Source organism: Paracoccus sp. P2, assembly GCF_046335115.1.
Lineage (GTDB): Bacteria > Pseudomonadota > Alphaproteobacteria > Rhodobacterales > Rhodobacteraceae > Paracoccus > Paracoccus pantotrophus.
Genome location: NZ_JBGOSN010000002.1, coordinates 81727 through 102698, shown reverse-complemented (window position 1 = coordinate 102698; position 20972 = coordinate 81727). Strand labels below are relative to the sequence as shown.

Here is a 20972-nt window from a genome sequence, read left to right as displayed (position 1 = left end):
TATTTGGACAAGGAAGATGGACAAGAGCTTTCTGGACTGGCCGTTTTTCGAGACCCGCCACCGCGAACTTTCGGCGGCGCTTGAGGATTGGTGCGCCGCGCACCTGCCGGTGGATCACGGCGATGTCGATGCCGCCTGCAAGGTGCTGGTCGCGGCGCTTGGGGCGGCGGGCTTTTTGCGTCATAGCGGCGCGGGCGCGGGCGAGACGCTGGACGTGCGCAGCCTGTGCCTGATCCGCGAGACGCTGGCGCGGCACGATCCGCTGGCCGATTTCGCCTTTGCCATGCAGGGGCTGGGCATGGGGGCGGTGACGCTGTTCGGCACTCCCGGCCAGCGGGAATGGCTGGAGCAAACGCGCGCGGGCCGGGCGATCTCGGGTTTCGCGCTGACCGAGCCCGGCGCCGGTTCGGACGTGGCCAGCACCGCGACGCTGGCCGAGCGTGCCCCGGGCGGCTGGCGGCTGACGGGCGAAAAGACCTATATCTCGAACGGCGGCATCGCCGATCTCTATGTCGTCTTCGCCCGCACCGGCGAGGCACCGGGCGCGCGGGGCTTGTCGGCCTTCCTGATGCCGGCCGACAGCGCCGGGCTGACGATCGCCGAACGGATCGAGGTCATCGCCCCGCATCCCCTGGCCCGGCTGAAGCTGGACGGGGTGGTGCTGCCGGATGCGGCGCTGATCGGCCGGCCGGGCGAGGGGTTCAAGATCGCCATGTCGGTGCTGGACGTGTTCCGCCCCACGGTCGGGGCGGCGGCGCTTGGCATGGCGCGCCGCGCGCTGGACGAGGCCCTGGCGCGGGCGCGGGCGCGGCGGCCGCGGGCCGGCGGCGGCACGCTGGCCGATCACCAGATCGTGCAGGGCCATCTGGCCGACATGGCGCTGAAGGTGGATGCGGCGGCGCTGCTGGTCTATCGCGCCGCCTGGACCAAGGACATGGGCGCGCCGCGCGTCACCCGCGAGGCGGCGATGGCCAAGCTCTATGCCACCGAGGCCGCGCAGGAGGTGATCGACGCCGCGCTGCAACTGCATGGCGGCGACGGCGTGCGCCACGGCAGCGCGGTCGAGGCGCTTTACCGCGACATCCGCGCCCTGCGCATCTACGAGGGCGCCAGCGACGTGCAGCGCGTGGTCATCGCCCGGAGCGTTCTGGCATGATCTACCGGCGCCGCATCCAGGTCGAGTTCAACCATTGCGACCCGGCGGGGATCGTCTTCTATCCCCGTTACTTCGAGATGCTGAACTCGGTGATCGAGAATTTCTTTGCCGAGGTGCTGGCCTATCCTTTCACCCGCATCCATGTCGAGGAGGATTGCGCGGTTCCGACCGTGCAGATCGAGGCCGGGTTTCGCGCGCCCTCGCGTCTGGGCGAGGTGCTGGATTTCGCGCTGGAGGTGCAGCATGTCGGCGGCTCCAGCGCGCGGCTGGTGCAGCGGGCCAGCGCCGGCGGGCAGTTGAAGCTGCAATGCGTCTCGACCCTGGTCTGGGTCACGCCGCAGGGGCGCGCCGCGCCCTGGCCCGAGGCGATCCGCCGCAAGATGATCGCGTTCATGGAGGCAAGCGATGGTGCATGAGGTTCTGCATCCGAGGAACTGGAAGGCGACGCCGGGCTATTCCAACGGCATCGCCGCCACCGGGCGGATGGTGTTCACCGGCGGCATGATCGGCTGGAACGACCAGCAGGAATTCGAGACCGACGATTTCGCCGGGCAGGTGCGCCAGGCGCTGCAATCCATCGTCGCCGTGCTGGCCGAAGCCGGCGCGCGGCCCGAACATCTGGTTCGCCTGACCTGGTATGTCACCGACAAGCGCGAATATCTGGGCGCGCTCAAGGACATCGGGCAAGCCTACAAGGAGATCATCGGCCGGCATTATCCGGCCATGGCGCTGGTGCAGGTCGTGGCCCTGGTCGAGGACCGCGCCAAGGTCGAGATCGAGGCAACCGCCGTGATCCCCGCCTGACGGGGGCGCGGCACAAGCGGGCCAAGGCACGACAAGATGCCGGCCCGCCCAACAGGGAGATTGAAGATGACGGGCAATCCGCCGCTTGGACCCTCGGCGCATGTCGATAGCTTCTCGCGCGACAACCTGCCGCCGGCCGAGCTTTGGCCGCGGCTGAAGCTGGAGGGCTTCGCCTATCCCGAATACCTGAACGCCGCGGTCGAGCTGACCGACCGCATGGTCGAGAAGGGTTTCGGCGACCATATCGCGCTGATCGGCAACGGCCGCATCCGCAGCTACAAGGAACTGACCGACTGGACCAACCGCATCGCCCATGCGCTGGTCGAGACTTACGGCCTGCGGCCGGGCAACCGGGTGCTGATCCGCTCGGCCAACAACCCGGCCATGGTGGCCTGCTGGCTGGCCGCGACCAAGGCCGGGGCGGTGGTGGTCAACACCATGCCGATGCTGCGCGCGGGCGAACTGGCCAAGATCATCGACAAGGCGCAGGTCAGCCACGCGCTTTGCGACACAAGGCTGATGGACGAGCTGGCGCTGGCCGCCAAGGGCAGCCGGCACCTGAAGACCGTGATCGGCTTCGACGGCACGGCGAACCACGATGCCGAGCTGGACCGCGCCGCCCTGTCGCAGCCGGTGCGGTTTCAGGCGGTGCGCACGGGGCGCGACGACGTGGCGCTTCTGGGCTTCACCTCGGGCACCACGGGCGAGCCCAAGGCGACCATGCATTTCCACCGCGACATCCTGATCATCGCCGACGGCTATGCCCGCGAGGTGCTGGAGGTGCGGCCCGAGGATGTCTTCGTCGGCTCGCCGCCTTTGGCCTTTACCTTCGGGCTGGGCGGGCTGGCGGTGTTTCCGCTGCGCTTCGGCGCCTCGGCGGCGCTGCTGGAGAACGCCTCGCCGCCGAACATGGTCGAGATCATCCAGAAATACCGCGCCACCATCTGCTTCACCGCGCCGACCGCCTATCGGGTGATGATGCGGGCGATGGACGAGGGCGCCGACCTGTCCAGCCTGCGCGCCGCCGTCTCGGCCGGCGAGACGCTGCCCGGCCCGGTCTACGAGGAATGGATGGCCAAGACCGGCAAGCCGATGCTGGACGGCATCGGCTCGACCGAGATGCTGCACATCTTCCTGACCAACCGTTTCGGTGACAGCCGCCCGGCCTGCACCGGCCGCCCGGTCGCGGGCTACGAGGCGCGGATCATCGGCCCGGACGGGCGCGAATTGCCGCCGGGCGAGACCGGGCGGCTGGCAGTGCGCGGCCCGGTCGGCTGCCGCTATCTGGCCGACCCCGAGAAGCAGCGCGCCTATGTGCAGGACGGCTGGAACCTGACCGGCGACAGTTTCTGGCGCGACGAGCAGGGCTATTTCCACTTTGCCGCCCGCACCGACGGTATCATCGTCTCGGCCGGCTACAACATCGCCGGCCCCGAGGTCGAGGCGGCGCTGCTGGCCCATCCCGACGTGCTGGAATGCGCCGTGGTCGGCGCCCCGGACGAGGCGCGCGGCCAGATCGTCGAGGCGCATGTCGTGCTGCGCCCCGGTGCCGCGGCCGGCGAGGCCTTGGCCAAATGCTTGCAGGATCATGTCAAATCCGTCATCGCGCCCTTCAAATACCCGCGCCGCGTGGTCTTTGCCGAGGCGCTGCCCAAGACCGAAAGCGGCAAGATCCAGCGATTCCGTCTGCTGGAAGGGCGGGCGTGACCCTTGGGGTTGCGGACTGATGCGCGAAAGCCGTTGCAGCCCGCGACCGCATCATAAAAACATGCGACGACCAATCATCGCGCATTATTCAGGGAGTTCGACATGAAACTGAAAAGACTGCTGATCTGCGGCTCTGCCGCCCTGGCCCTGGCCGGGGCCGCCCAGGCCGAACCCGTCAAGGTGGGCATGATCACCACGCTGTCGGGCGGCGGGGCCGGGCTGGGCGTCGACACGCGCGATGGCTTCCTGCTGGCGCTGAAGAACGCCGGCGATGCCGGAAAGCAGGTCGAGCTGGTGATCGAGGACGACCAGCAGAAACCCGATGTCGCGGTGCAGATCGCCGACAAGATGATCCAGTCCGAACAGGTGGACGTGCTGACCGGCATCGTCTGGTCGAACCTCGCCATGGCGGTGGTGCCGGCGGCGGTGGCGCAGGACAAGTTCTATCTGTCCACCAATGCCGCGCCCTCGCAGCTGGCCGGGGCGGGCTGCAATCCGAAATACTTCTCGGTCTCCTACCAGAACGACAACCTGCACGAGGCGGCGGGCGCCCATGCCACGGATGCCGGCATCGGCAAGGTCTTCATCATGGCGCCGAACTATCCCGCCGGGCAGGATTCGCTGGCGGGCTTCAAGCGTTACTACAAGGGCGAGGTGGTCAGCGAGATCTATACCCAGGTCGGCCAGACCGATTACGCCGGCGAAATCGCCCAGATCCGCGCCAGCGACGCGGATGCGGTGTTCTTCTTCCTGCCCGGCGGCATGGGCATCGCCTTCATGAAGCAATATGCCGAATCCGGCGTCGGCAAGCCGGTGATCGGCCCGGCCTTCAGCTTCAGCCAGGACATCCTGCCCGCGGTGGGCGATGCCGCGCTGGGGGTCAGGAACACCGCGCAATGGTCCAAGGATCTGGACAATGAGGCCAACAAGGCTTTCGTCGAGACCTTCCAGGCCGAATACGGCCGGCTGCCCTCGCTTTACGCGGCGCAGGCCTATGACACGGCCAACCTGCTGCTCTCGGCCGTCGCCAAGGCGGATGTGGGCGATGCCGATGCCTTCCGCGCCGCGCTGGCCGAAGCGGATTTCCCCAGCGTGCGCGGCAAGTTCCGCTTTGGCCCGAACCAGCACCCGATCCAGGACTATTACGTGCGCGAGGTGGTCCGGGAAGGCGAGGTGCTGACCAACAAGATCATCGGCCCGGCCATGGCCGACCATGGCGACGCCTATGCCGAGCAGTGCAAGATGTAAGCCCTGCCGGGCCGGGTCGACAAAGCCCGGCCCCCTGGCAAATCGGGAGAGAAAGCGGTGATGCTTCTGGCCGAGCAGGCGCTGAACGGCCTGCAATACGGGATGATGCTGTTTCTGATGGCGGCCGGGCTGACGCTGGTCTTCGGCGTCATGGGGCTGATCAACCTTGCGCATGGCTCGCTCTACATGACCGGGGCCTTCGCCTGCGCGGCGGCGGCGGCGGCCACCGGCTCGTTCTGGCTGGGGCTGGTCGCCAGCCTGGCGGCGGCCGCCGCCGCGGGTGCGCTGGTCGAGATCGCGGTGATCCGCCGGCTTTACGCCCGCGACCACCTGGACCAGGTGCTGGCGACCTTCGCGCTGATCCTAGTGTTTTCCGAGGGCACGCGCTGGCTCTTCGGTTCCTTCCCGCTTTACCTCAAGCTGCCCGGCTCGCTTTCCGGCGCGGTGGTGCTGCCGGGCGGGCTGCATTATCCGCTGTTCCGGCTGGTGATCATCGGCTTCGGCGCGGCAGTGGCCCTGGGCCTGTGGTGGCTGATCACCCGCACCCGGCTGGGCATCCGCATCCGCGCCGGCGAGGCGGATCGCGAGATGATCGGCGCGCTGGGGGTGGACATCGCCCGGCTCTACACCATCGTCTTTGCGCTTGGCGCGGCGCTGGCGGGACTGGCGGGCGCGCTGGTCGGCACCATCCAGTCGGTGCAGGTCGGCATGGGCGAGCCGGTGCTGATCCTGGCCTTCGTCGTGGTGGTGATCGGCGGCATCGGCTCGATCAAGGGCGCCTTCATCGGCGCGCTGCTGGTCGGCATGACCGACACGCTGGGCAAGGCGCTGCTGCCGGGGCTGCTGTCGCGGGTGCTGGACGCGTCCAGCGCCAATACCGTGGGCGCCTCGCTGGCCTCGGTGCTGATCTATGTGCTGATGGCCGTGGTGCTGATCCTGCGGCCGCAGGGGCTTTTCGGGGCGAGGGCCTGAGCGATGCGAGAGACATTGAACCGCGACACCGCGATCAACCTGGCGATCCTGGCCCTGCTGGTCGCCACCGCCGTCGCCGCGCATCTGCTGGGCGAGGGCTTTGCCGTCACGCTGGCGACCAAGGCGGCGATCTTCGGCCTGGCGGGGGTGGGGCTGAACCTGGCGCTTGGCTATGGCGGGCTGATCTCGTTCGGCCATGCCGCCTTCTTCGGCATCGGCGGCTATGTGACCGCGATCCTGGCCAGCCATGCCGCGGCGGGCACGCCGGTCGCCACGCTGCCCTTCACCGTCATGGGCAGCAACGAGATGCTGGGCATCTGGCCCATGGCGATGCTGGCGGCGGGGCTGGCGGCGCTGGCCATCGGGGCGCTGTCCTTGCGCACCTCGGGCGTCTATTTCATCATGGTGACGCTGGCCTTCGCGCAGATGCTTTACTATTTCGCCATCAGTTGGCCGCGCTACGGCGGCGAGGACGGGCTGAGCTTCTATGTCCGCAACAGCTTTCCCGGCCTGAACACCTTTGCCCCGATCCAGTATTTCGCCATCTGCGCCACATTGCTGGCCGTGGCGCTGGCCTTTACCGCGGTCGTTACCCAGTCGCGCTTTGGCCTGGCCTTGCAGGCGGCGCGGCAGAACAGCCAGCGCACCGTCGCCGTCGGCATCCGCCCCTATGCGATCCGGCTGACGGCTTTCGTGCTGTCGGGGATGATCGTCGGGCTGGCGGGGTCGCTTTACGCCGATCTGAACCGTTTCGTCAGCCCGGCCATGCTGTCCTGGCACATGTCGGGCGAGATCATGGTCTTCGTCATCCTGGGCGGTGTGGGGCGGCTTTGCGGCCCGGTCGCGGGTGCGGCGATCTTCATCCTGCTGGAGCATGTGCTGGGCGGCATCAGCGATTACTGGCAGGCGCTGCTGGGCCTTCTGCTGCTGGGGATCGTGCTGTTCGCGCCGGGCGGGCTGATCGGCATCGTCACGAAAAGGGGCCGCCATGCCTGAACCCAAGCTGAACGAACCCATCCTGGAGATCCGGGGCCTGCGCAAGGCCTTCGGCGCCTTGCTGGCGACCGACGATGTCAGCCTGGACCTGCGCCCGGGCGAGATCCACGCCCTGATCGGCCCGAACGGCGCCGGCAAGTCCACGCTGATCAAGCAGATCGTCGGCGAGATCCGACCCGACGCCGGCAGCATCCGCTTCGAGGGGCAGGTGATCGACGGGCTGGGCGCCGCGGCGCGGGCGCGGCTGGGGCTGGCGCGCAGCTTCCAGGTGTCCTCGGTGATCCCGGATTTCACCGTGCTGCAAAACGTCATGCTGGCGGTGGCCGGGGCCAGCGGCACGGTGTTCCGCTTTCACCTGCCGGCGCTGGCCGACCGCAAGCTGACCGAACCCGCCCTGTTCCATATCGAGCAGGCGGGCCTGGCCGGGCGGCACCTGGTCCCGGCCGCGAGGCTTTCGCATGGCGAGCGCCGCAAGCTCGAGATTGCCATGGCGCTGGCCCTGCGCCCGCGCGCCTTCCTGCTGGACGAGCCGATGGCCGGCATGGGGCTGGAGGGCGGGCGACAGCTGACCGCGATCCTGTCGGAGCTGCGCAACGAGGCGCCGATCCTGCTGGTCGAACATGACATGGATGCGGTCTTTGCGCTGGCCGACCGCATCTCGGTGCTGGTCTATGGCCGCGTCATCGCCACCGGCAGCGTGGCCGAGATCCGCGCCAATCCCGAGGTGCGGCGCTCCTATCTGGGAGAGGATGCATGACCCGGCTTTTGGAACTGCGCGACGTGACCGCATCCTATGGCCCGGTGCAGGCGCTGTTTGGCATCACGCTGGATCTGGATCAGGGCGAGGTGGTGGCGCTGATGGGCCGCAACGGCATGGGAAAGACCACGACGATCCGCTGCATCAGCCGCCTGATGCCGCATTCCGGCGGCAGCCTGCGCCTTGCCGGCCGCGATGTCGCCGGGCTTTCCGCGCCCAAGGTGGCGCGGCTGGGCGTCGGGCTGGTTCCCGAGGGCCGGCGCTGCTTCGCGCCGCTGACCGTGGCCGAGAACCTGACCGTCGCCGCCCGTCCCGGCCCTTGGGACATGGCCCGGGTCTGCGCGCTGTTTCCCCGCCTGCAGGAACGCATGGGCCAGGTCGCGCGCACCCTGTCGGGGGGCGAGCAGCAGATGCTGGCCATCGGCCGGGCGCTGATGACCAATCCGCGCCTGCTGGTGCTGGACGAGGCGACCGAGGGTCTGGCCCCGGTCGTGCGGCAGGAGATCTGGGCCGGCGTGCGGCGGCTGAAATCCGAGGGGTTGTCGATCCTGCTGGTGGACAAGTCGCTCAGCGAGATCGCCTCGGTCGCCGACCGCGCCGTGATCGTGGAACGCGGCGCGACGGTCTGGCAGGGCGGCATCGCCGACCTGACCGCCGACCTGACCGACCGCTATCTGGGGGTATGAATGGCGGTGGCGATTTACCGGGGGATGACCCGGCAGGAACTGGACGTGGCCTATAGCAACACTGGCAGGCTTGCGGATTTTCCGGGGCTGATGCGGGATTTCCGCGCCCGCAGCGACCGGTTCTACGCCGCGCATGACTGCCGGCGGGATCTGCGTTACGGCCCCGGCGCGCGCCAGACCTATGACTGGTTTTCCTGCGGCCGGCCGGATGCGCCGGTCTTCGTCTTCATCCACGGCGGCTATTGGCAAAGCTGCGTCAAGGAGGATTTCGCCTTCTGCGCCCAGGGCCCCATGGCGCGCGGCCATGACGTGATCCTGGCCGAACACACCTTGGGGCCCGAGGCGTCGATGACGCAGATCGTGGCCGAGATCGGGCAGCTTCTGGACCATCTGGCGGCACAAGGGGTCGGGCCGCTTTGCCTGGCCGGGCATTCCGCGGGCGGGCACCTGGCGGCCATGCATCGGGGCCATCCCGCCGTCGGCTCGGTCCTAGCGATCAGCGGGCTGTTCGACCTGGAGCCGATCGGCCTGGGCCAGTTGAACGACAAGCTGCGACTGACCGCGGCCGAGATCGCCGCCTGCAGCCCGCAGCGCAATATCGGCGCCGGCGCGCCCATGTTGATCGCTGTCGGCGCCGAGGAACTGCCGGAACTGATCCGCCAATCCGACGATTATGCCGGGGCCTGCCGGCTGGCGGGCGAGCGGGCGGCGCTGCTGCACGTTCCGGGCTGCGACCATTTCCAGGTGCTGGACGATCTGGCGGACCCGGCCGGGATGCAATTGTCGGCCCTGGCGGCGCCGGACATGCGGCCCTGATCCGGGCGTGTGGCGCGGGGTTCAGCGATTGCTGTCGATCCAGCGCGACAGCAACTGGCGGTCGCGGAAGCATTCGTCGGGCACGGCGCGGCGCTTGAGCCGGGCGATGCGCTCGGCAAAGGCGACCTGTTTCGATGTCGGCAGTCCCGTGGCCGGCCGCATCCGCGCCTGCGCCTCGATCCAGGCGCTGAGCGTGCGGCGGTCCTGCTGCACATCCCAGGGCAGCAGCGTCTGGTTCCTCAGCGCCAGCGAGCGGGCATAGGCGATCTGGCGCGGCGTGGCCGGCAGGGCAAAGGTGGTGGCATCCATGGCGGATCTCCCTTGCGGATCATGGCCCCAACCTAGAACATATCGGGAACAAAATCAATCCGGGGGGAGCGATGCCGCCGCGGCTAGAGGGTCAGGCGGCGGGTCACGATCTTTTCGATCTCCAGGATGGCCATGGTCACGACGCCGGCCAGCACGATCACCAGCCCGTCGACAAAGGCCAGGGGCGCGCTGTCGAACAGGGCGTGCATGAAGGGCGCATAGGTGAACAGAAGCTGCGCCGCGACCACCACGGCAATCGCTCCCAGCACCGCGGGCGTGCCCATGGCGCCGATCAGGCTGAAGGATGTGCGATGCAGGTAGCGCACGTTGAACAGGTAGAAGATCTCCATCACCACCAGCATGTTGACCACCATGGTGCGGGCACCCTCGATCCCGTAGCCGCGATGCTGGGCATAGGCGAAGATGCCGAACACCCCCAGCATGAACAGCACCGAGACGAAGCCGATGCGCCAGACCAGGAAGCGCGACAGGATCGGCGCGTCGCGCGGCCGCGGCGGGCGGTTCATCACGTCGGGCTCGGGCGGCTCGAAGGCCAGCACCAGGCCCAGGGTGACGGTCAGGATCATGTTGATCCACAGGATCTGCACCGGCGTCATCGGCAGGGTCACGCCCAGGATGATGGCCAGGATCACGCAAAGCACCTCGCCGCCATTGCTGGGCAGCGTCCAGCCGATCACCTTGCGGATATTGTCGTAGACGGTGCGGCCCTCATGCACGGCGGCGACGATCGAGGCGAAGTTGTCGTCCAAGAGCACCATCTGCGCCGCCTCCTTGGCGGCTTCGGTGCCCTTGCGGCCCATGGCGACGCCGACATCGGCCTGCTTGACGGCGGGCGCGTCGTTCACCCCGTCGCCGGTCATGGCGACGATATGGCCGTTCGCTTGCAAGGCATTGACGATGCGCAGCTTGTGCTCGGGCGTGGCGCGGGCAAAGACACTGACCTCCTCGACCACCTGGCGCAGCCTTTCGTCGGGCATGCCGTCCAGCGCGGTGCCCTCCAGCACCTTCGGGTCGTCGGCGATGGCCAGCTGCCGGGCGATGGCCGCCGCCGTGCCCTTGTGGTCGCCGGTGATCATCTTGATCGCGATCCCGGCCGAGCGGCATTCGGCCACCGCGGCGATGGCCTCGTCGCGCGGCGGGTCGATGAAGCCGGCCAGGCCCAGGAAGGTCAGCCCGCTTTCGACCATGGCGAAATCCAGCCGCTCTACCTCGGGGCCGGCGGCAAGGATGGCAAAGCCCAGCACCCGCTCGCCGCCCTCGGCACAGGCGTCGATGCATTCCTGCCAATAGCCGGGATCGAGCGGCAGGGTGGTGCCGCCCGCCGCCTGCGCCGCGCACATGGCCAGCACCCGTTCCGGCGCGCCCTTGACGAAGATGCGCCGCCCGCCCTGCGGGGTTTCGTGCAGCGTCGCCATGAAACGGTGCTGCGCGTCGAAGGGGATCTCGTCCAGCCGGTTCCAGGCGGCGCGTTCGGTTTCCGGGTGCAGGCCGGCCTTGGCGGCGGTGGCGACCAGCGCGCCTTCCATCGGGTCGCCCAGCACGGCCCAAAGCCCGTCGCGTTCGACCAGCAGGGCGTCGTTGCACAGAAGCCCGGCGCGGATCAGGGCGTCGCGCTCGGGGTCGGGCAGGGGCTCGGCGCCGTCGGGGCCGGAAAACCGCCCCTCGGGGGCATAGCCGGTGCCGGATACCGCGGTCAGGCTGGCGGCAGTCACCAGATGGCGCACGGTCATTTCGTTGCGGGTCAGCGTGCCGGTCTTGTCCGAGCAGATCACCGAGGTCGCGCCCAGCGTCTCAACCGCGGGCAGGCGGCGCACCACGGCATTGCGCGCGGCCATGCGGCGCACGCCGATGGCGAGCGTGATGGTGATCACGGCGGGCAGCCCCTCGGGGACCACGCCGACCGCCAGCGCCACCACCACCATCAGCGCATCCAGCGGGGCATAGCCCCGGAACAGCGTGGCAAAGGCGAACAGCAGCGCCGCGGTGGCGATGGCGAACCAGGTAAAGCGGGTGCCGAAGGCGTTGATCTGGCGCAGAAGCGGTGTGGTCAGGGTCTGCACGGCGCCGATCATGCCGGAAATGCGGCCGATCTCGGTTCGCGGGCCGGTCGCCACGGCCACGCCGATGCCCTGGCCGGTGGTAATCAGCGTGCCGGAATGCAGGATCGGCGCGCGGTCGCCAAGCGCGGCATCGGGCGTCACCGGCGTTTCGGTCTTTTCCGCCGGCACCGATTCGCCGGTCAGGAGCGCCTCGTCGGCGCTGAGCCCGCGGGCGCGCAGCAGGCGCAGGTCGGCGGGCACCTTGTCGCCGGCCTCGACCACCACGATGTCGCCGGGCACGATCTGCCGGGTGTCGAGGGTGTGCCGCTCGCCCTCGCGCAGCACCACGGCATGGGGGGCGATCATGTCGCGGATGGCGTCCAGCGCGCGTTCGGCCTTGCCCTCCTGGACAAAGCCGACGACGGCGTTGACCAGCACCACGACGACGATCACCGCGCCGTCGATGACATGCCCCAGCGCGATGGCCGCGACCGCCGCCGAAAGCAGGAAATAGATCAGCGCATTGTTGAACTGCGCGAGGAAGCGCAATGCCGGATGGGTGCGGGCGGCGGGCGGCAGCTCGTTCGGCCCGAAACGCTCCAGCCGCCGCGCGGCCTCGTCATGGGCCAGCCCGTCCAGGCTGGTCGCCAGCGCGGTGCAGACCTCCTCGCCGCTCTGGGCGTGCCATGCGGACCCGTCCGGCACGATCTCGGCTGGCTTCATGGCGCTCTCCTTCGGCAGTCACCTGTCCCGGACCTGTTTGGCGGCATTCGTCCCTGCGTGCAATGCGCGGGGCCGGGCCCTAGCGTTGCAGCACATAGCTGCCGGGCGCATCGGCCAGCGGTGCATAGCCGGCCCTGCGGGCGCCCAGGGCCGGCGGCGGGACGTGCTTGGCCGAGGAATGCGCGGCCAGCCATCCGGTCCAGGCCTCCCACCAGGAACCCGGCCGCGCCTCGGCGGTCTCGGCCCAACTGTCGGGGCTGGGGCAGCGTCCGCCGGCCTCGCGCAGCGCGATGCGATAGCGCCGGCGCGGCCGGCCCGGCTCGCTGACGATGCCGGCATTGTGGCCGCCGCTGGTCAGCACGAAGGTCAGCTCGGTATTGCTGAGGTAATGGATCTTGAAGACCGAGCGCCAGGGCGCGACATGGTCGCGCTCGGTGCCGACGACGAAGATCGGTACGCGGATGTTCTGGATCGCAGCGGGCCGGCCCTCGACCATGAAGCGTCCGGCGGCCAGTTCGTTGTCCAGGTAGAGCCGCTTGAGGTATTCGGCATGCATCCGGTAGGGCATGCGCGTCGAATCGGCGTTCCAGGCCATCAGGTCGATCATCGGCTTGCGCTCGCCCATCAGGTAGTCATGCACCATGCGCGACCAGATCAGGTCGTTCGAGCGCAGCAGCTGGAAGGCCCCAGCCATCTGGTCGGCGGACAAATAGCCCCGGTTCCACATTATGCTTTCCAGAAGGTTGACCTGGCTGTGGTCGATGAACAGCGCCAGCTCTCCCGGCTCGCTGAAATCGGTCTGCGCCGCCAGCAGGGTCAGGCTGGCCAGCCGGTCGTCGTCGCCATGCGCCATATCGGCGGCGGCGATCGACAGCAGCGTGCCGCCCAGGCAATAGCCGACGGCATGGACCTTGCGCTGCGGCAGGATGGCGCCGACCGCATCCAGCGCCGCCATCACCCCCAGCCGGCGATAGTCGTCCAGTGACAGGTCGCGATCCTCGGCCGTGGGATTGCGCCAGGAGATGCAGAAGACCGTATGCCCCTGCGCCACCAGGTGCCGGATCAGCGAGTTCTGCGGCGACAGGTCCAGGATATAGTATTTCATGATCCAGGCCGGCACGATCAGGACCGGCTCGGCCAGCACCGTTTCGGTCGTGGGGGCGTATTGGATCAGCTCGATCAGGTGGTTGCGATAGATCACCTTGCCGGGTGTCACCGCCACGTCCTTGCCGACCACGAAAGCCTCGGTCCCGACCGGGGGCTGGCCGGTGGCCTGGCGGATCACGTCCTCGGTCCAGTTGCGCATGCCGGCGACCAGGTTCATGCCGCCGGTCTTCATGGTGCGGGCGATCACCTCGGGATTGGTGAAGGGCAGGTTCGAGGGCGAGAACACGTCCAGCATCTGCCGCGCGGCGAAGGAGACGATCTCCTCGTGATGCGGGTTCACGCCGGGCACCTCATGCGTGGCATTGTGCCACCATTGCTGTTGCAGCAGGAAGGCCTGCGCCCAGATGCTGAAGGGCGGCTTCTTCCAGCCCTCGGCGGCAAAGCGATAATCGCCGGGCAGCGGGTCGATGCAGGCCGGCGTCTCGCGGTCCACGCCAAGCGCGGCCAGGTGGCACAACAGCCGCGCGGCCTTGCGGTTGGCCTTGTCGACCAGTTCCATCCGCTTGCCCGGCGCGGCGGCCAGGTGCATGGTCCAATCCTGCAGGGCCAGCGTCAGCGCCGCCGGCGACAGCCCGCCGGTGAACTGCGCCGCCATTGCCTCGCGCATGCGGTCGAAGGTGCGGAAGGCTTCGCGCCCCAGCGTCTCGGGGCAGGGCACGGGCGGCAGGTCGGCGGATGCGGATGCGGCAGCGGGCTTCGGTGCGCTGGTCGGGGTCTTCATGGGCATCTCCTTGGCGGACGCGGGGGCGGGCACGCAGGGACCGGATGACGATGGGGCGCGGCTCGGTCCTTCCGACCTGGCGGCGCCAGCATCTTGCCCACCCTTGCGGATATCAAGCCGCCAGGACGTTGATTCAAGTCAAGTCGCGTGGGTTTTCCCGGGCCCTGGCCCCTTCGCGCCCGTCAGTCCCGCGCGCCCCGGCGCCGGGCCCAGAGCAGCCAGCCCGCCCAAAGCGCCGCCAGCGAGAACCAGGTCAGGGCATAGCCCAGGTGGCTGTTGCGGAAACGGACCACGGTCAGCCCGCCGATGGGCTGCGCCCCGTCGCCCTGGGCATCGGCGTCGAGAAACCAGGGCGCGACCGGGCCAAGCCCCTGCGCCGCGGCGATGGCGGCAGTGTCGCGGGAATACCAGCGCCCGGCCGCGGGATCGTTGCCGCGCAGGAAGGCGCCGCCGGGCTGGCTCATGCGCAGCAGGCCCGTCACCGTGACCTCGCCCTGGGGGAGGGGGCGGTCGTCGCGGGCGGTATCCGCGACGAAGCCGCGATTGACCAGCAGGGTCCAGCCCTCGGGCGTTTGCAGCGGCGTCATCACCCAGAAGCCCGGCCCGCGTTCCGTCACCGCCTTGACCAGCGTGTCGCTGTCCGCGCGATAGGTTCCCGTCACCGCGATGCGGCGGTATTCGGCATCGCGCGCGTCCATCCCGGCCCATTCGGCAGGTCCGGGGGCGGGGACCGGGCCTGCCGCCAGCCGCGCCTCGACCCGCGCGATCAGGTCGGTCTTCCAGGCCAGCCGCTGCACCTGCCAGAGCCCCAGCGCCATCAGCGCCAGGAACACCGCCAGCGCCCCGGCCGGCGCCGCCAGCCGGCGCAGGGTCACGAACCGAAGCCCTGCATCAGCTCATGGTCCATCTGCGGCATCATGTTGGTGTTCATGTGATACATGACCCAGAGCGAGCCGGCCAGCAGGATGACCACCACCACCACGGTGAAGATGGTGGAGAGCATGGTCCAGCCCTCTTCCTGCCTGCCGTTCATGTGCAGGAAATAGACCATGTGGACCAGGATCTGCACCACGGCAAAGCCGATCACCGTGACGGCGGTCAGGGCGCGGCTTTCGAAGCCGCCGGCCATGACCAGGCCGAAGGGGATCGCGGTCAGGATCACCGAGAGCAGGAAACCCTTGAGGTAAGAGGCATAGCTGCCATGGTCGTGGCCGTGATCGTCGTGATGCGCGGCATGGGCGTGTTCGGCGGACATCAGATCATCCCCAGCAGATAGACGAAGGTAAAGACGCCGATCCAGATGACGTCGAGGAAATGCCAGAACATCGACAGGCAGACCATGCGGCGCTGGTTCGCCGGGATCAGCCCGGTCCGGGTGATCTGCACCATCAGCGTCACCAGCCAGATCGAGCCGAAGGTGACATGCAGCCCATGCGTGCCGACAAGCGTGAAAAAGGCCGACAGGAACCCGGACCGCTGCGGCCCGGCGCCGATATGGATCAGGTGGTGGAACTCGTAAAGCTCGATGGCCAGGAAGCACAGGCCGAAGAACAGCGTCACCGCCAGCCAGCGCAGCGTGCCGCGCTGGTCGCCCTTGCCCATGGCCAGCATGGCGAAGCCGAAGGTGATCGAGGACAGCAGCAGCATGGCGGTGTTGACCGCCACCAGTTCCAGGTCGAACAGGTCCTTCGGTCCCGGCCCGGCGGCGAAGCTGGTGCCCAGCACGCCATAGACCGCGAAGAGCACCGCGAACATCAGGCAGTCGCTCATCAGGTAGACCCAGAAGCCTAGGCTGGTCGAGGCGCCCTCGGGGTGGTGATGGGGCTCAAGCTCCCAGTATTGGCGCATGGTGTCGGTTGTCGCGTGGCTCATCTCTCAAACCCCCTGCGCAAGCTGGCGCGTCCGGGCATCCTCGGTCGCCTCGATGTCCGAGACGGGGATGTAATAGTCGCGGTCGTAGTTGAAGGTATGGGCGATCGACACGGCGATGATGCCCAGGAAGCTCAGGGCCGCCAGCCACCAGACATACCAGACCAGCGCCATGCCGCAGACCATGGCCAGCGCGGCCAGGATCACGCCGGCGCCGGTGTTCTTGGGCATGTGGATCGGCATGTAGCCCCCGGTCGGACGCACGGCGCCCTGCTGCTTCATCTCCCACCAGCTGTCCAGCCCGTGCGAGATCGGGCTGAAGGCGAAGTTATAGGCCGGGGGCGGCGAGGAGGTCGCCCATTCCAGCGTGCGCCCGTCCCAGGGATCGCCGCTGACGTCGCGATAGTCCGGCCGGTTGCGGCGCAGGATCGAGACGCCGAACTGCACGAACATGGCCGCGATGCCGCAGGCGATCAGCACCGCGCCGAAGGCGGCGATGGCGAACCAGATCCGCAGGTCCGGGTCGTCGAAGACGCGCAGCCGCCGCGTGACGCCCATCAGGCCCAGGATGTAAAGCGGCATGAAGGCCACCCAGAAGCCCACGACCCAGAACCAGAACGAGACCTTGCCCCAGAACACGTCCAGCTTGAAGCCGAAGGTTTTGGGCCACCAGAAGTTGATGGCCGCGAACAGGCCGAACAGCACGCCGCCGATGATCACGTTGTGGAAATGCGCGATCAGGAACAGCGAGTTGTGCAGCACGAAATCCGCCGGAGGCACCGCCAGCAGCACGCCCGTCATGCCGCCGATCACGAAGGTCAGCATGAAGGCGATGGTCCACATCATCGGCAGCTCATAGCGGATGCGGCCGCGATACATGGTGAACAGCCAGTTGAAGAGCTTGGCCCCGGTCGGGATCGAGATGATCATCGTGGTGATCCCGAAGAACGAGTTCACCGAAGCGCCCGAGCCCATGGTGAAGAAATGGTGCAGCCAGACCAGATAGGACAGCACCGTGATGCAGACGGTCGCGTAGACCATCGAGGAATAGCCGAACAGCCGCTTGCCCGAGAAGGTCGAGGTGACCTCGGAAAACACGCCGAACAGCGGCAGGATCAGGATATAGACCTCGGGGTGGCCCCAGATCCAGATGAGGTTGATATACATCATCGGATTGCCGCCAAGGTCGTTGGTGAAGAAATTGGTGCCGACATAGCGGTCCAGCGTCAGCAGGATCAGCGTCATGGTCAGCACCGGGAACGAGGCGACGATCAGGATGTTGGCGCAGAACGAGGTCCAGGTGAAGACCGGCATCCGCATCATGGTCATGCCCGGCGCCCGCATCTTCAGGATCGTCACCAGCAGGTTGATCCCCGACAGCGTGGTGCCGACGCCGGCGACCTGCAACCCCCAGATGTAATAGTCCACCCCGACCCAGGGGCTGTAGCCGATACCCGACAGCGGCGGAAAGGCCAGCCAGCCGGTCTGCGCGAACTCGCCCAGAAACAGCGAGGCCATGGTGATGACCGCACCCCCCACCGTCATCCAGAACGAGAAATTGTTGAGGAAGGGGAAGGACACGTCGCGCGCGCCGATCTGCAGCGGCACGATATAGTTCATCAGCCCGGTGATGAAGGGCATCGCCACGAAGAAGATCATGATCACGCCATGGGCCGTGAAGATCTGGTCGTAGTGATGCGCGTTCAGGTAGCCCTCGGAGCCGCCGAAGGCCCAGACCTGCTGCAGCCGCATCATGACCGCATCGGCAAAGCCGCGCAGGAACATGACCAGCGCCAGCACGATATACATGATGCCGATCTTCTTGTGATCGACCGAGGTGAACCATTCGCGCCAGAGCCAGCCCCAGAGCCGGTATTTCGTCAGCGCGGCCAGCAGCGCGATGCCGCCCAGGGCGACGACGACGAAGGTGGCCCAGACGATCGGCTCCTTCGGGATCGCGTCCCAGTTCAGCCGGCCCAGAAGAAAGGTGGTCTCGTTGGAAAAGGTAGCCATGCTTTGCGTCCGATCAGAAGTTCCGCGCCCGGCCCTCGGCGGGGTCCAGCAGCGTGACGGCATTGTCTTGCGAGGGGGCGAAGGGCCCTTTCGGCGGCACCAGCGCATGGCCGCGCAGCGGGGCCGTGTCCAGCGGCGCGCGGGCCAGCTCGGGCGATTGGCCGAACATCAGCGCCGAATCCTCGGGCGTGCAGAACGAGGCGACCTGGAAGGGTTCCCAGCCCAGCACCGGCGCGCGGGTGCCGCGGCGCTGATGCTTGTCATAGGTCAGGGCCGTCACGTTCATCGTACCGGCCAGCCCGGTGCCGCCCTGCGCGTCCAGCGCCATCATCTCGGCCATGCAGATCTTGCCCGGCTCGACGCACATGTTGACGATGCGCTGGAACAGCTGCGGGTCGACCTCGGCAAAGGACATCGGCGGCACGTTCTCGCTGGGCGCCTCCAGTTCCAGGTAGCGCGGGCGGTCCAGCGTGCCGCCGGTGGCCCGCGCCTTTTCGACCCAGGCGTCGAAGCCGGCCTCGTCGGTGGCATGCGCCTTGAAATGCATCCCCGAGAAGCCGTGTCCCGAATAATGCGAGGCGATGCCCTTGTATTCGCCGGGATGGTTGAAGACGCCGTTCAGCTTGGTCTCCATCCCCGGCATGGCATAGATCATGCCGGCCATCGCGGGGATGTAGAAGGCGTTCATCACCGAGGTCGAGGTCAGCCTGAACGCGACCGGGCGATCCACCGGCACGGCCAGCTCGTTGACCGAGGCGATGCCCTGCTCGGGATAGATGAACAGCCATTTCCAGTCCATCGCCACCACCTGCACCGGCAGCGGCTCATGCGCCTCGGTCAGCGGGCGGTCGGCGCTGATGCGGTCCAGCGGCCGATAGGGATCCAGCAGATGCGTGCCGACCCAGGTCAGCGCGCCCAGGGTGATGATGATCAGAAGCGGCGCGGCCCAGATGACGAATTCCAGCTTGGTCGAATGATCCCAGTCCGGGCGATAGTCGGCGTCCTTGTTCCTTTCGCGATAGCGGCGGGCAAAGATCACGGTCAGCACCATCACCGGCACGATGATCAGCAGCATCAGCAGGGTCGAGATCACCAGCAGGTCGCGCTGCCGCGCGGCCACGTCCCCGGCGGGCGCCAGCACCTCGGCCTTGCAGGCGGCAAGCGGAATCAGCAAGGCAAGCCAGGGCAGGCGGGCGAATTTTCTTATGTAGGTCATTGGACTACCCGATGTCGGTGAGCGACGGGAACGGAGGGCTGAGTCGCGGGGCGCGACATGGCACGGGGCGAATTACCTTGATCTAGATCAAATCCGCCATGCGACGTTTTGTCCTATACAGTTCAGTTTTGGCTTGCGGCAGCTATGAGGCCGGAAACGCCGCGGCGGGTTGGCCCGTGCCCGGCACGAATCTGCATCGCATCGGATTCCTCGACACATGAGCACCACCTCCTCCACGCCCGCCGTGCAATCGGCCGCCCCGTCCTCGCATGGCCGCCACCGGGTTTCGCCCTCGGATGTCGCGGTGGGCGTCATCATCGGGCGCACCTCGGAATTCTTCGATTTCTTCGTCTTCGCCATCGCCTCGGTGATCGTCTTTCCGCAGCGGATCTTTCCCTTTGCCGATCCGCTGACCGGGACGCTCTTGTCCTTCGCGCTGCTGGCGCTGGCCTTCGTCGCCCGACCGCTGGGCAGCGTGCTGTTCATGAGCATCGACCGCCGCCACGGCCGCGTGACCAAGCTGACCGCGGCGCTGTTCCTGATGGGGACCGCGACCGTCGCCATGGGCCTCATCCCCAGCTACGAGAACGTCGGCGGCTGGGCCGTGGCCATCCTGGCCGTGCTGCGTATCGCGCAGGGGCTGGCCCTGGGCGGCGCCTGGGACGGCATGCCCTCGCTGCTGGCGCTGACCGCGCCGCGCCATCGCCGCGGCTTTTACGCCATGGTGCCGCAGCTGGGCGCACCCATCGGGCTGATCGTGGCCAGCCTGCTGTTCGCCTATCTGGCGGCCAACCTGACGGCGCAGGATTTCCTGGACTGGGGCTGGCGCTATCCGTTCTTCGTCGCCTTCTCGGTCAATGTCGTGGCGCTGTTCGCGCGGCTGCGCATCGTCGCGACCGAGGAATTCGCCGAGCTGTTCGAATCGCGCGAACTTCAGCCGACCCGCATCGGCAAGACCCTGCGCGAGGACGGCGGCGCGATCCTGATCGGCATCTTCGTGCCCCTGGCCAGCTTTGCCATGTTCCACATGGTCACGGTCTATCCGCTGTCCTGGATCTATCTTTACACCGACGAAACGCTGCTGAGCTTCCTGATCATCGAGGCGGTGGCGGCGACCGGCGGCATCCTGGCCATCCTGCTGTCGGGCTGGCTGGCCGACCGCTTCGGCCGGCGCAACCTGCTGCTGGTGGGCGCGCTGCTGATCGGCGGCTTTGCCGCGCTGGCGCCGCTGCTGCTGTCCGGCGGCCAGACCGGCGAGCTGGTCTACATGATCGTCGGCTTCTTCATCCTCGGCCTCAGCTTCGGGCAAAGCTCGGGCGCGGTGGCCTCGCTGTTCGAGGCGCGCAACCGCTATACCGGCTCGGCCATCGTCTCGGACCTGGCCTGGATGTTCGGCGCGGGCTTTGCGCCGCTGACCGCGCTGTTGCTGTCCACCTGGCTGGGATTGCCCGCCGCGGGGCTTTATCTGCTGTCGGGCGCGGTCTGCTCGACCGTTGCCATCCTGCTTTCGGGCAAGCTGGAGTTCCGCGCCGTCGACCCCTGATCGCGGCCCTTCCGCACCCCCACCCGCGGCAAGGATGTTGTGCAAGCCCTGGGCTTAGGCTTATCAAGGTATTGCGAGCAGGAGGAAGGCCGGTATGGCGCCGGGCGCAGCCTTGAAAAGGTTGCGCCTGGTGCGGTTTCAAGGTTGGGAGGGGGCAGAGAATCCATGCGCGATTCCTCTGAAGCGGTGGCTTGATGTCTGTTGGCCGG

The 20972-nt window shown here is 67.8% G+C and carries 19 protein-coding genes; 11 read left to right on the top strand and 8 right to left on the bottom strand.

The window, feature by feature from the left end; translation table 11 throughout:
* Positions 1 to 16 precede the first annotated feature (16 nt).
* The 10 genes from ACDP63_RS01660 (at position 17) to ACDP63_RS01615 (ending at position 9142) form a co-directional block, all read left to right on the top strand.
* Positions 17 to 1156 carry an acyl-CoA dehydrogenase family protein gene (locus ACDP63_RS01660; RefSeq protein WP_024843846.1) on the top strand — a complete coding sequence of 380 codons (1140 nt, stop codon included), beginning with the start codon at positions 17 to 19 and terminating at the stop codon, positions 1154 to 1156.
* Complete coding sequence (locus tag ACDP63_RS01655) at positions 1153 to 1572, top strand: acyl-CoA thioesterase (protein WP_024843845.1); 420 nt, start codon at positions 1153 to 1155, stop codon at positions 1570 to 1572. Before ACDP63_RS01660 ends, ACDP63_RS01655 begins: the two co-directional genes overlap by 4 nt.
* A complete protein-coding gene (locus ACDP63_RS01650) occupies positions 1562 to 1960 on the top strand; it encodes a RidA family protein (RefSeq protein WP_114669244.1) in 399 nt (132 codons plus the stop codon). Before ACDP63_RS01655 ends, ACDP63_RS01650 begins: the two co-directional genes overlap by 11 nt.
* Before the next feature lie 66 nt (positions 1961 to 2026).
* Positions 2027 to 3667, top strand: a complete 1641-nt coding sequence (locus tag ACDP63_RS01645) for an AMP-binding protein (RefSeq protein WP_024843843.1) — start codon at positions 2027 to 2029, stop codon at positions 3665 to 3667.
* A gap of 102 nt (positions 3668 to 3769) precedes the next feature.
* Positions 3770 to 4915 carry an ABC transporter substrate-binding protein gene (locus ACDP63_RS01640; protein ID WP_028710263.1) on the top strand — a complete coding sequence of 382 codons (1146 nt, stop codon included), beginning with the start codon at positions 3770 to 3772 and terminating at the stop codon, positions 4913 to 4915.
* A gap of 60 nt (positions 4916 to 4975) precedes the next feature.
* Positions 4976 to 5887, top strand: a complete 912-nt coding sequence (locus ACDP63_RS01635; RefSeq protein ID WP_028710264.1) for a branched-chain amino acid ABC transporter permease — start codon at positions 4976 to 4978, stop codon at positions 5885 to 5887.
* Between the two features lie 3 nt (positions 5888 to 5890).
* Positions 5891 to 6883, top strand: a complete 993-nt coding sequence (locus ACDP63_RS01630; protein WP_081750502.1) for a branched-chain amino acid ABC transporter permease — start codon at positions 5891 to 5893, stop codon at positions 6881 to 6883.
* Positions 6876 to 7640, top strand: coding sequence for an ABC transporter ATP-binding protein (locus ACDP63_RS01625; RefSeq protein ID WP_036747293.1), 765 nt, complete (start codon positions 6876 to 6878; stop codon positions 7638 to 7640). The genes ACDP63_RS01630 and ACDP63_RS01625 overlap by 8 nt, the downstream gene beginning before the upstream one ends.
* Positions 7637 to 8326, top strand: coding sequence for an ABC transporter ATP-binding protein (locus ACDP63_RS01620; protein ID WP_024843838.1), 690 nt, complete (start codon positions 7637 to 7639; stop codon positions 8324 to 8326). Before ACDP63_RS01625 ends, ACDP63_RS01620 begins: the two co-directional genes overlap by 4 nt.
* Positions 8327 to 9142 (top strand): alpha/beta hydrolase, encoded by an 816-nt coding sequence (locus ACDP63_RS01615; protein ID WP_024843837.1) that lies wholly within the window; start codon positions 8327 to 8329, stop codon positions 9140 to 9142.
* A gap of 21 nt (positions 9143 to 9163) precedes the next feature.
* On the opposite strand, the gene ACDP63_RS01610 is transcribed toward ACDP63_RS01615, so the two are convergent.
* From ACDP63_RS01610 to cyoA, 8 genes are all read right to left on the bottom strand, one after another.
* Positions 9164 to 9451: a hypothetical protein gene (locus ACDP63_RS01610; protein ID WP_024843836.1), complete on the bottom strand. Its 288-nt coding sequence runs from the start codon at positions 9449 to 9451 to the stop codon at positions 9164 to 9166.
* Between the two features lie 83 nt (positions 9452 to 9534).
* Complete coding sequence (locus ACDP63_RS01605; protein ID WP_409927642.1) at positions 9535 to 12234, bottom strand: cation-transporting P-type ATPase; 2700 nt, start codon at positions 12232 to 12234, stop codon at positions 9535 to 9537.
* Positions 12235 to 12313: 79 nt separating this feature from the next.
* A complete protein-coding gene (locus ACDP63_RS01600; RefSeq protein WP_024843834.1) occupies positions 12314 to 14122 on the bottom strand; it encodes a PHA/PHB synthase family protein in 1809 nt (602 codons plus the stop codon).
* A gap of 182 nt (positions 14123 to 14304) precedes the next feature.
* Positions 14305 to 14997, bottom strand: coding sequence for an SURF1 family protein (locus tag ACDP63_RS01595; protein ID WP_024843833.1), 693 nt, complete (start codon positions 14995 to 14997; stop codon positions 14305 to 14307).
* A complete protein-coding gene (cyoD, locus tag ACDP63_RS01590) occupies positions 14994 to 15377 on the bottom strand; it encodes a cytochrome o ubiquinol oxidase subunit IV (RefSeq protein WP_024843832.1) in 384 nt (127 codons plus the stop codon). The genes ACDP63_RS01595 and cyoD overlap by 4 nt, the downstream gene beginning before the upstream one ends.
* Positions 15377 to 15994 carry a cytochrome o ubiquinol oxidase subunit III gene (gene cyoC, locus ACDP63_RS01585; RefSeq protein WP_011751324.1) on the bottom strand — a complete coding sequence of 206 codons (618 nt, stop codon included), beginning with the start codon at positions 15992 to 15994 and terminating at the stop codon, positions 15377 to 15379. The genes cyoD and cyoC overlap by 1 nt, the downstream gene beginning before the upstream one ends.
* Before the next feature lie 3 nt (positions 15995 to 15997).
* On the bottom strand, positions 15998 to 18004 hold the full coding sequence (gene cyoB, locus ACDP63_RS01580; protein ID WP_024843831.1) for a cytochrome o ubiquinol oxidase subunit I: 2007 nt from the start codon (positions 18002 to 18004) through the stop codon (positions 15998 to 16000).
* A gap of 13 nt (positions 18005 to 18017) precedes the next feature.
* Positions 18018 to 19220 carry a ubiquinol oxidase subunit II gene (gene cyoA / locus ACDP63_RS01575; RefSeq protein WP_024843830.1) on the bottom strand — a complete coding sequence of 401 codons (1203 nt, stop codon included), beginning with the start codon at positions 19218 to 19220 and terminating at the stop codon, positions 18018 to 18020.
* Positions 19221 to 19437: 217 nt separating this feature from the next.
* Here cyoA and ACDP63_RS01570 point away from each other — a divergent pair, with 217 nt between their 5' ends.
* Positions 19438 to 20763, top strand: a complete 1326-nt coding sequence (locus tag ACDP63_RS01570; protein ID WP_024843829.1) for an MFS transporter — start codon at positions 19438 to 19440, stop codon at positions 20761 to 20763.
* Positions 20764 to 20972: the final 209 nt, after the last annotated feature.

Excerpts from the sequence above, each read along its gene's own strand:
- cyoC (WP_011751324.1), bottom strand. The coding sequence starts at position 15,994 with ATGAGCCACGCGACAACCGACACCATGCGCCAATACTGGGAGCTTGAG.
- ACDP63_RS01650 (WP_114669244.1), top strand. The coding sequence starts at position 1,562 with ATGGTGCATGAGGTTCTGCATCCGAGGAACTGGAAGGCGACGCCGGGC.
- cyoD (WP_024843832.1), bottom strand. The coding sequence starts at position 15,377 with ATGTCCGCCGAACACGCCCATGCCGCGCATCACGACGATCACGGCCAC.
- ACDP63_RS01570 (WP_024843829.1), top strand. The coding sequence starts at position 19,438 with ATGAGCACCACCTCCTCCACGCCCGCCGTGCAATCGGCCGCCCCGTCC.
- ACDP63_RS01640 (WP_028710263.1), top strand. The coding sequence starts at position 3,770 with ATGAAACTGAAAAGACTGCTGATCTGCGGCTCTGCCGCCCTGGCCCTG.
- ACDP63_RS01610 (WP_024843836.1), bottom strand. The coding sequence starts at position 9,451 with ATGGATGCCACCACCTTTGCCCTGCCGGCCACGCCGCGCCAGATCGCC.
- ACDP63_RS01655 (WP_024843845.1), top strand. The coding sequence starts at position 1,153 with ATGATCTACCGGCGCCGCATCCAGGTCGAGTTCAACCATTGCGACCCG.
- ACDP63_RS01645 (WP_024843843.1), top strand. The coding sequence starts at position 2,027 with ATGACGGGCAATCCGCCGCTTGGACCCTCGGCGCATGTCGATAGCTTC.
- ACDP63_RS01615 (WP_024843837.1), top strand. The coding sequence starts at position 8,327 with ATGGCGGTGGCGATTTACCGGGGGATGACCCGGCAGGAACTGGACGTG.
- ACDP63_RS01620 (WP_024843838.1), top strand. The coding sequence starts at position 7,637 with ATGACCCGGCTTTTGGAACTGCGCGACGTGACCGCATCCTATGGCCCG.
- ACDP63_RS01635 (WP_028710264.1), top strand. The coding sequence starts at position 4,976 with ATGCTTCTGGCCGAGCAGGCGCTGAACGGCCTGCAATACGGGATGATG.
- ACDP63_RS01625 (WP_036747293.1), top strand. The coding sequence starts at position 6,876 with ATGCCTGAACCCAAGCTGAACGAACCCATCCTGGAGATCCGGGGCCTG.
- cyoA (WP_024843830.1), bottom strand. The coding sequence starts at position 19,220 with ATGACCTACATAAGAAAATTCGCCCGCCTGCCCTGGCTTGCCTTGCTG.
- cyoB (WP_024843831.1), bottom strand. The coding sequence starts at position 18,004 with ATGGCTACCTTTTCCAACGAGACCACCTTTCTTCTGGGCCGGCTGAAC.
- ACDP63_RS01600 (WP_024843834.1), bottom strand. The coding sequence starts at position 14,122 with ATGAAGACCCCGACCAGCGCACCGAAGCCCGCTGCCGCATCCGCATCC.
- ACDP63_RS01660 (WP_024843846.1), top strand. The coding sequence starts at position 17 with ATGGACAAGAGCTTTCTGGACTGGCCGTTTTTCGAGACCCGCCACCGC.
- ACDP63_RS01605 (WP_409927642.1), bottom strand. The coding sequence starts at position 12,234 with ATGAAGCCAGCCGAGATCGTGCCGGACGGGTCCGCATGGCACGCCCAG.
- ACDP63_RS01630 (WP_081750502.1), top strand. The coding sequence starts at position 5,891 with ATGCGAGAGACATTGAACCGCGACACCGCGATCAACCTGGCGATCCTG.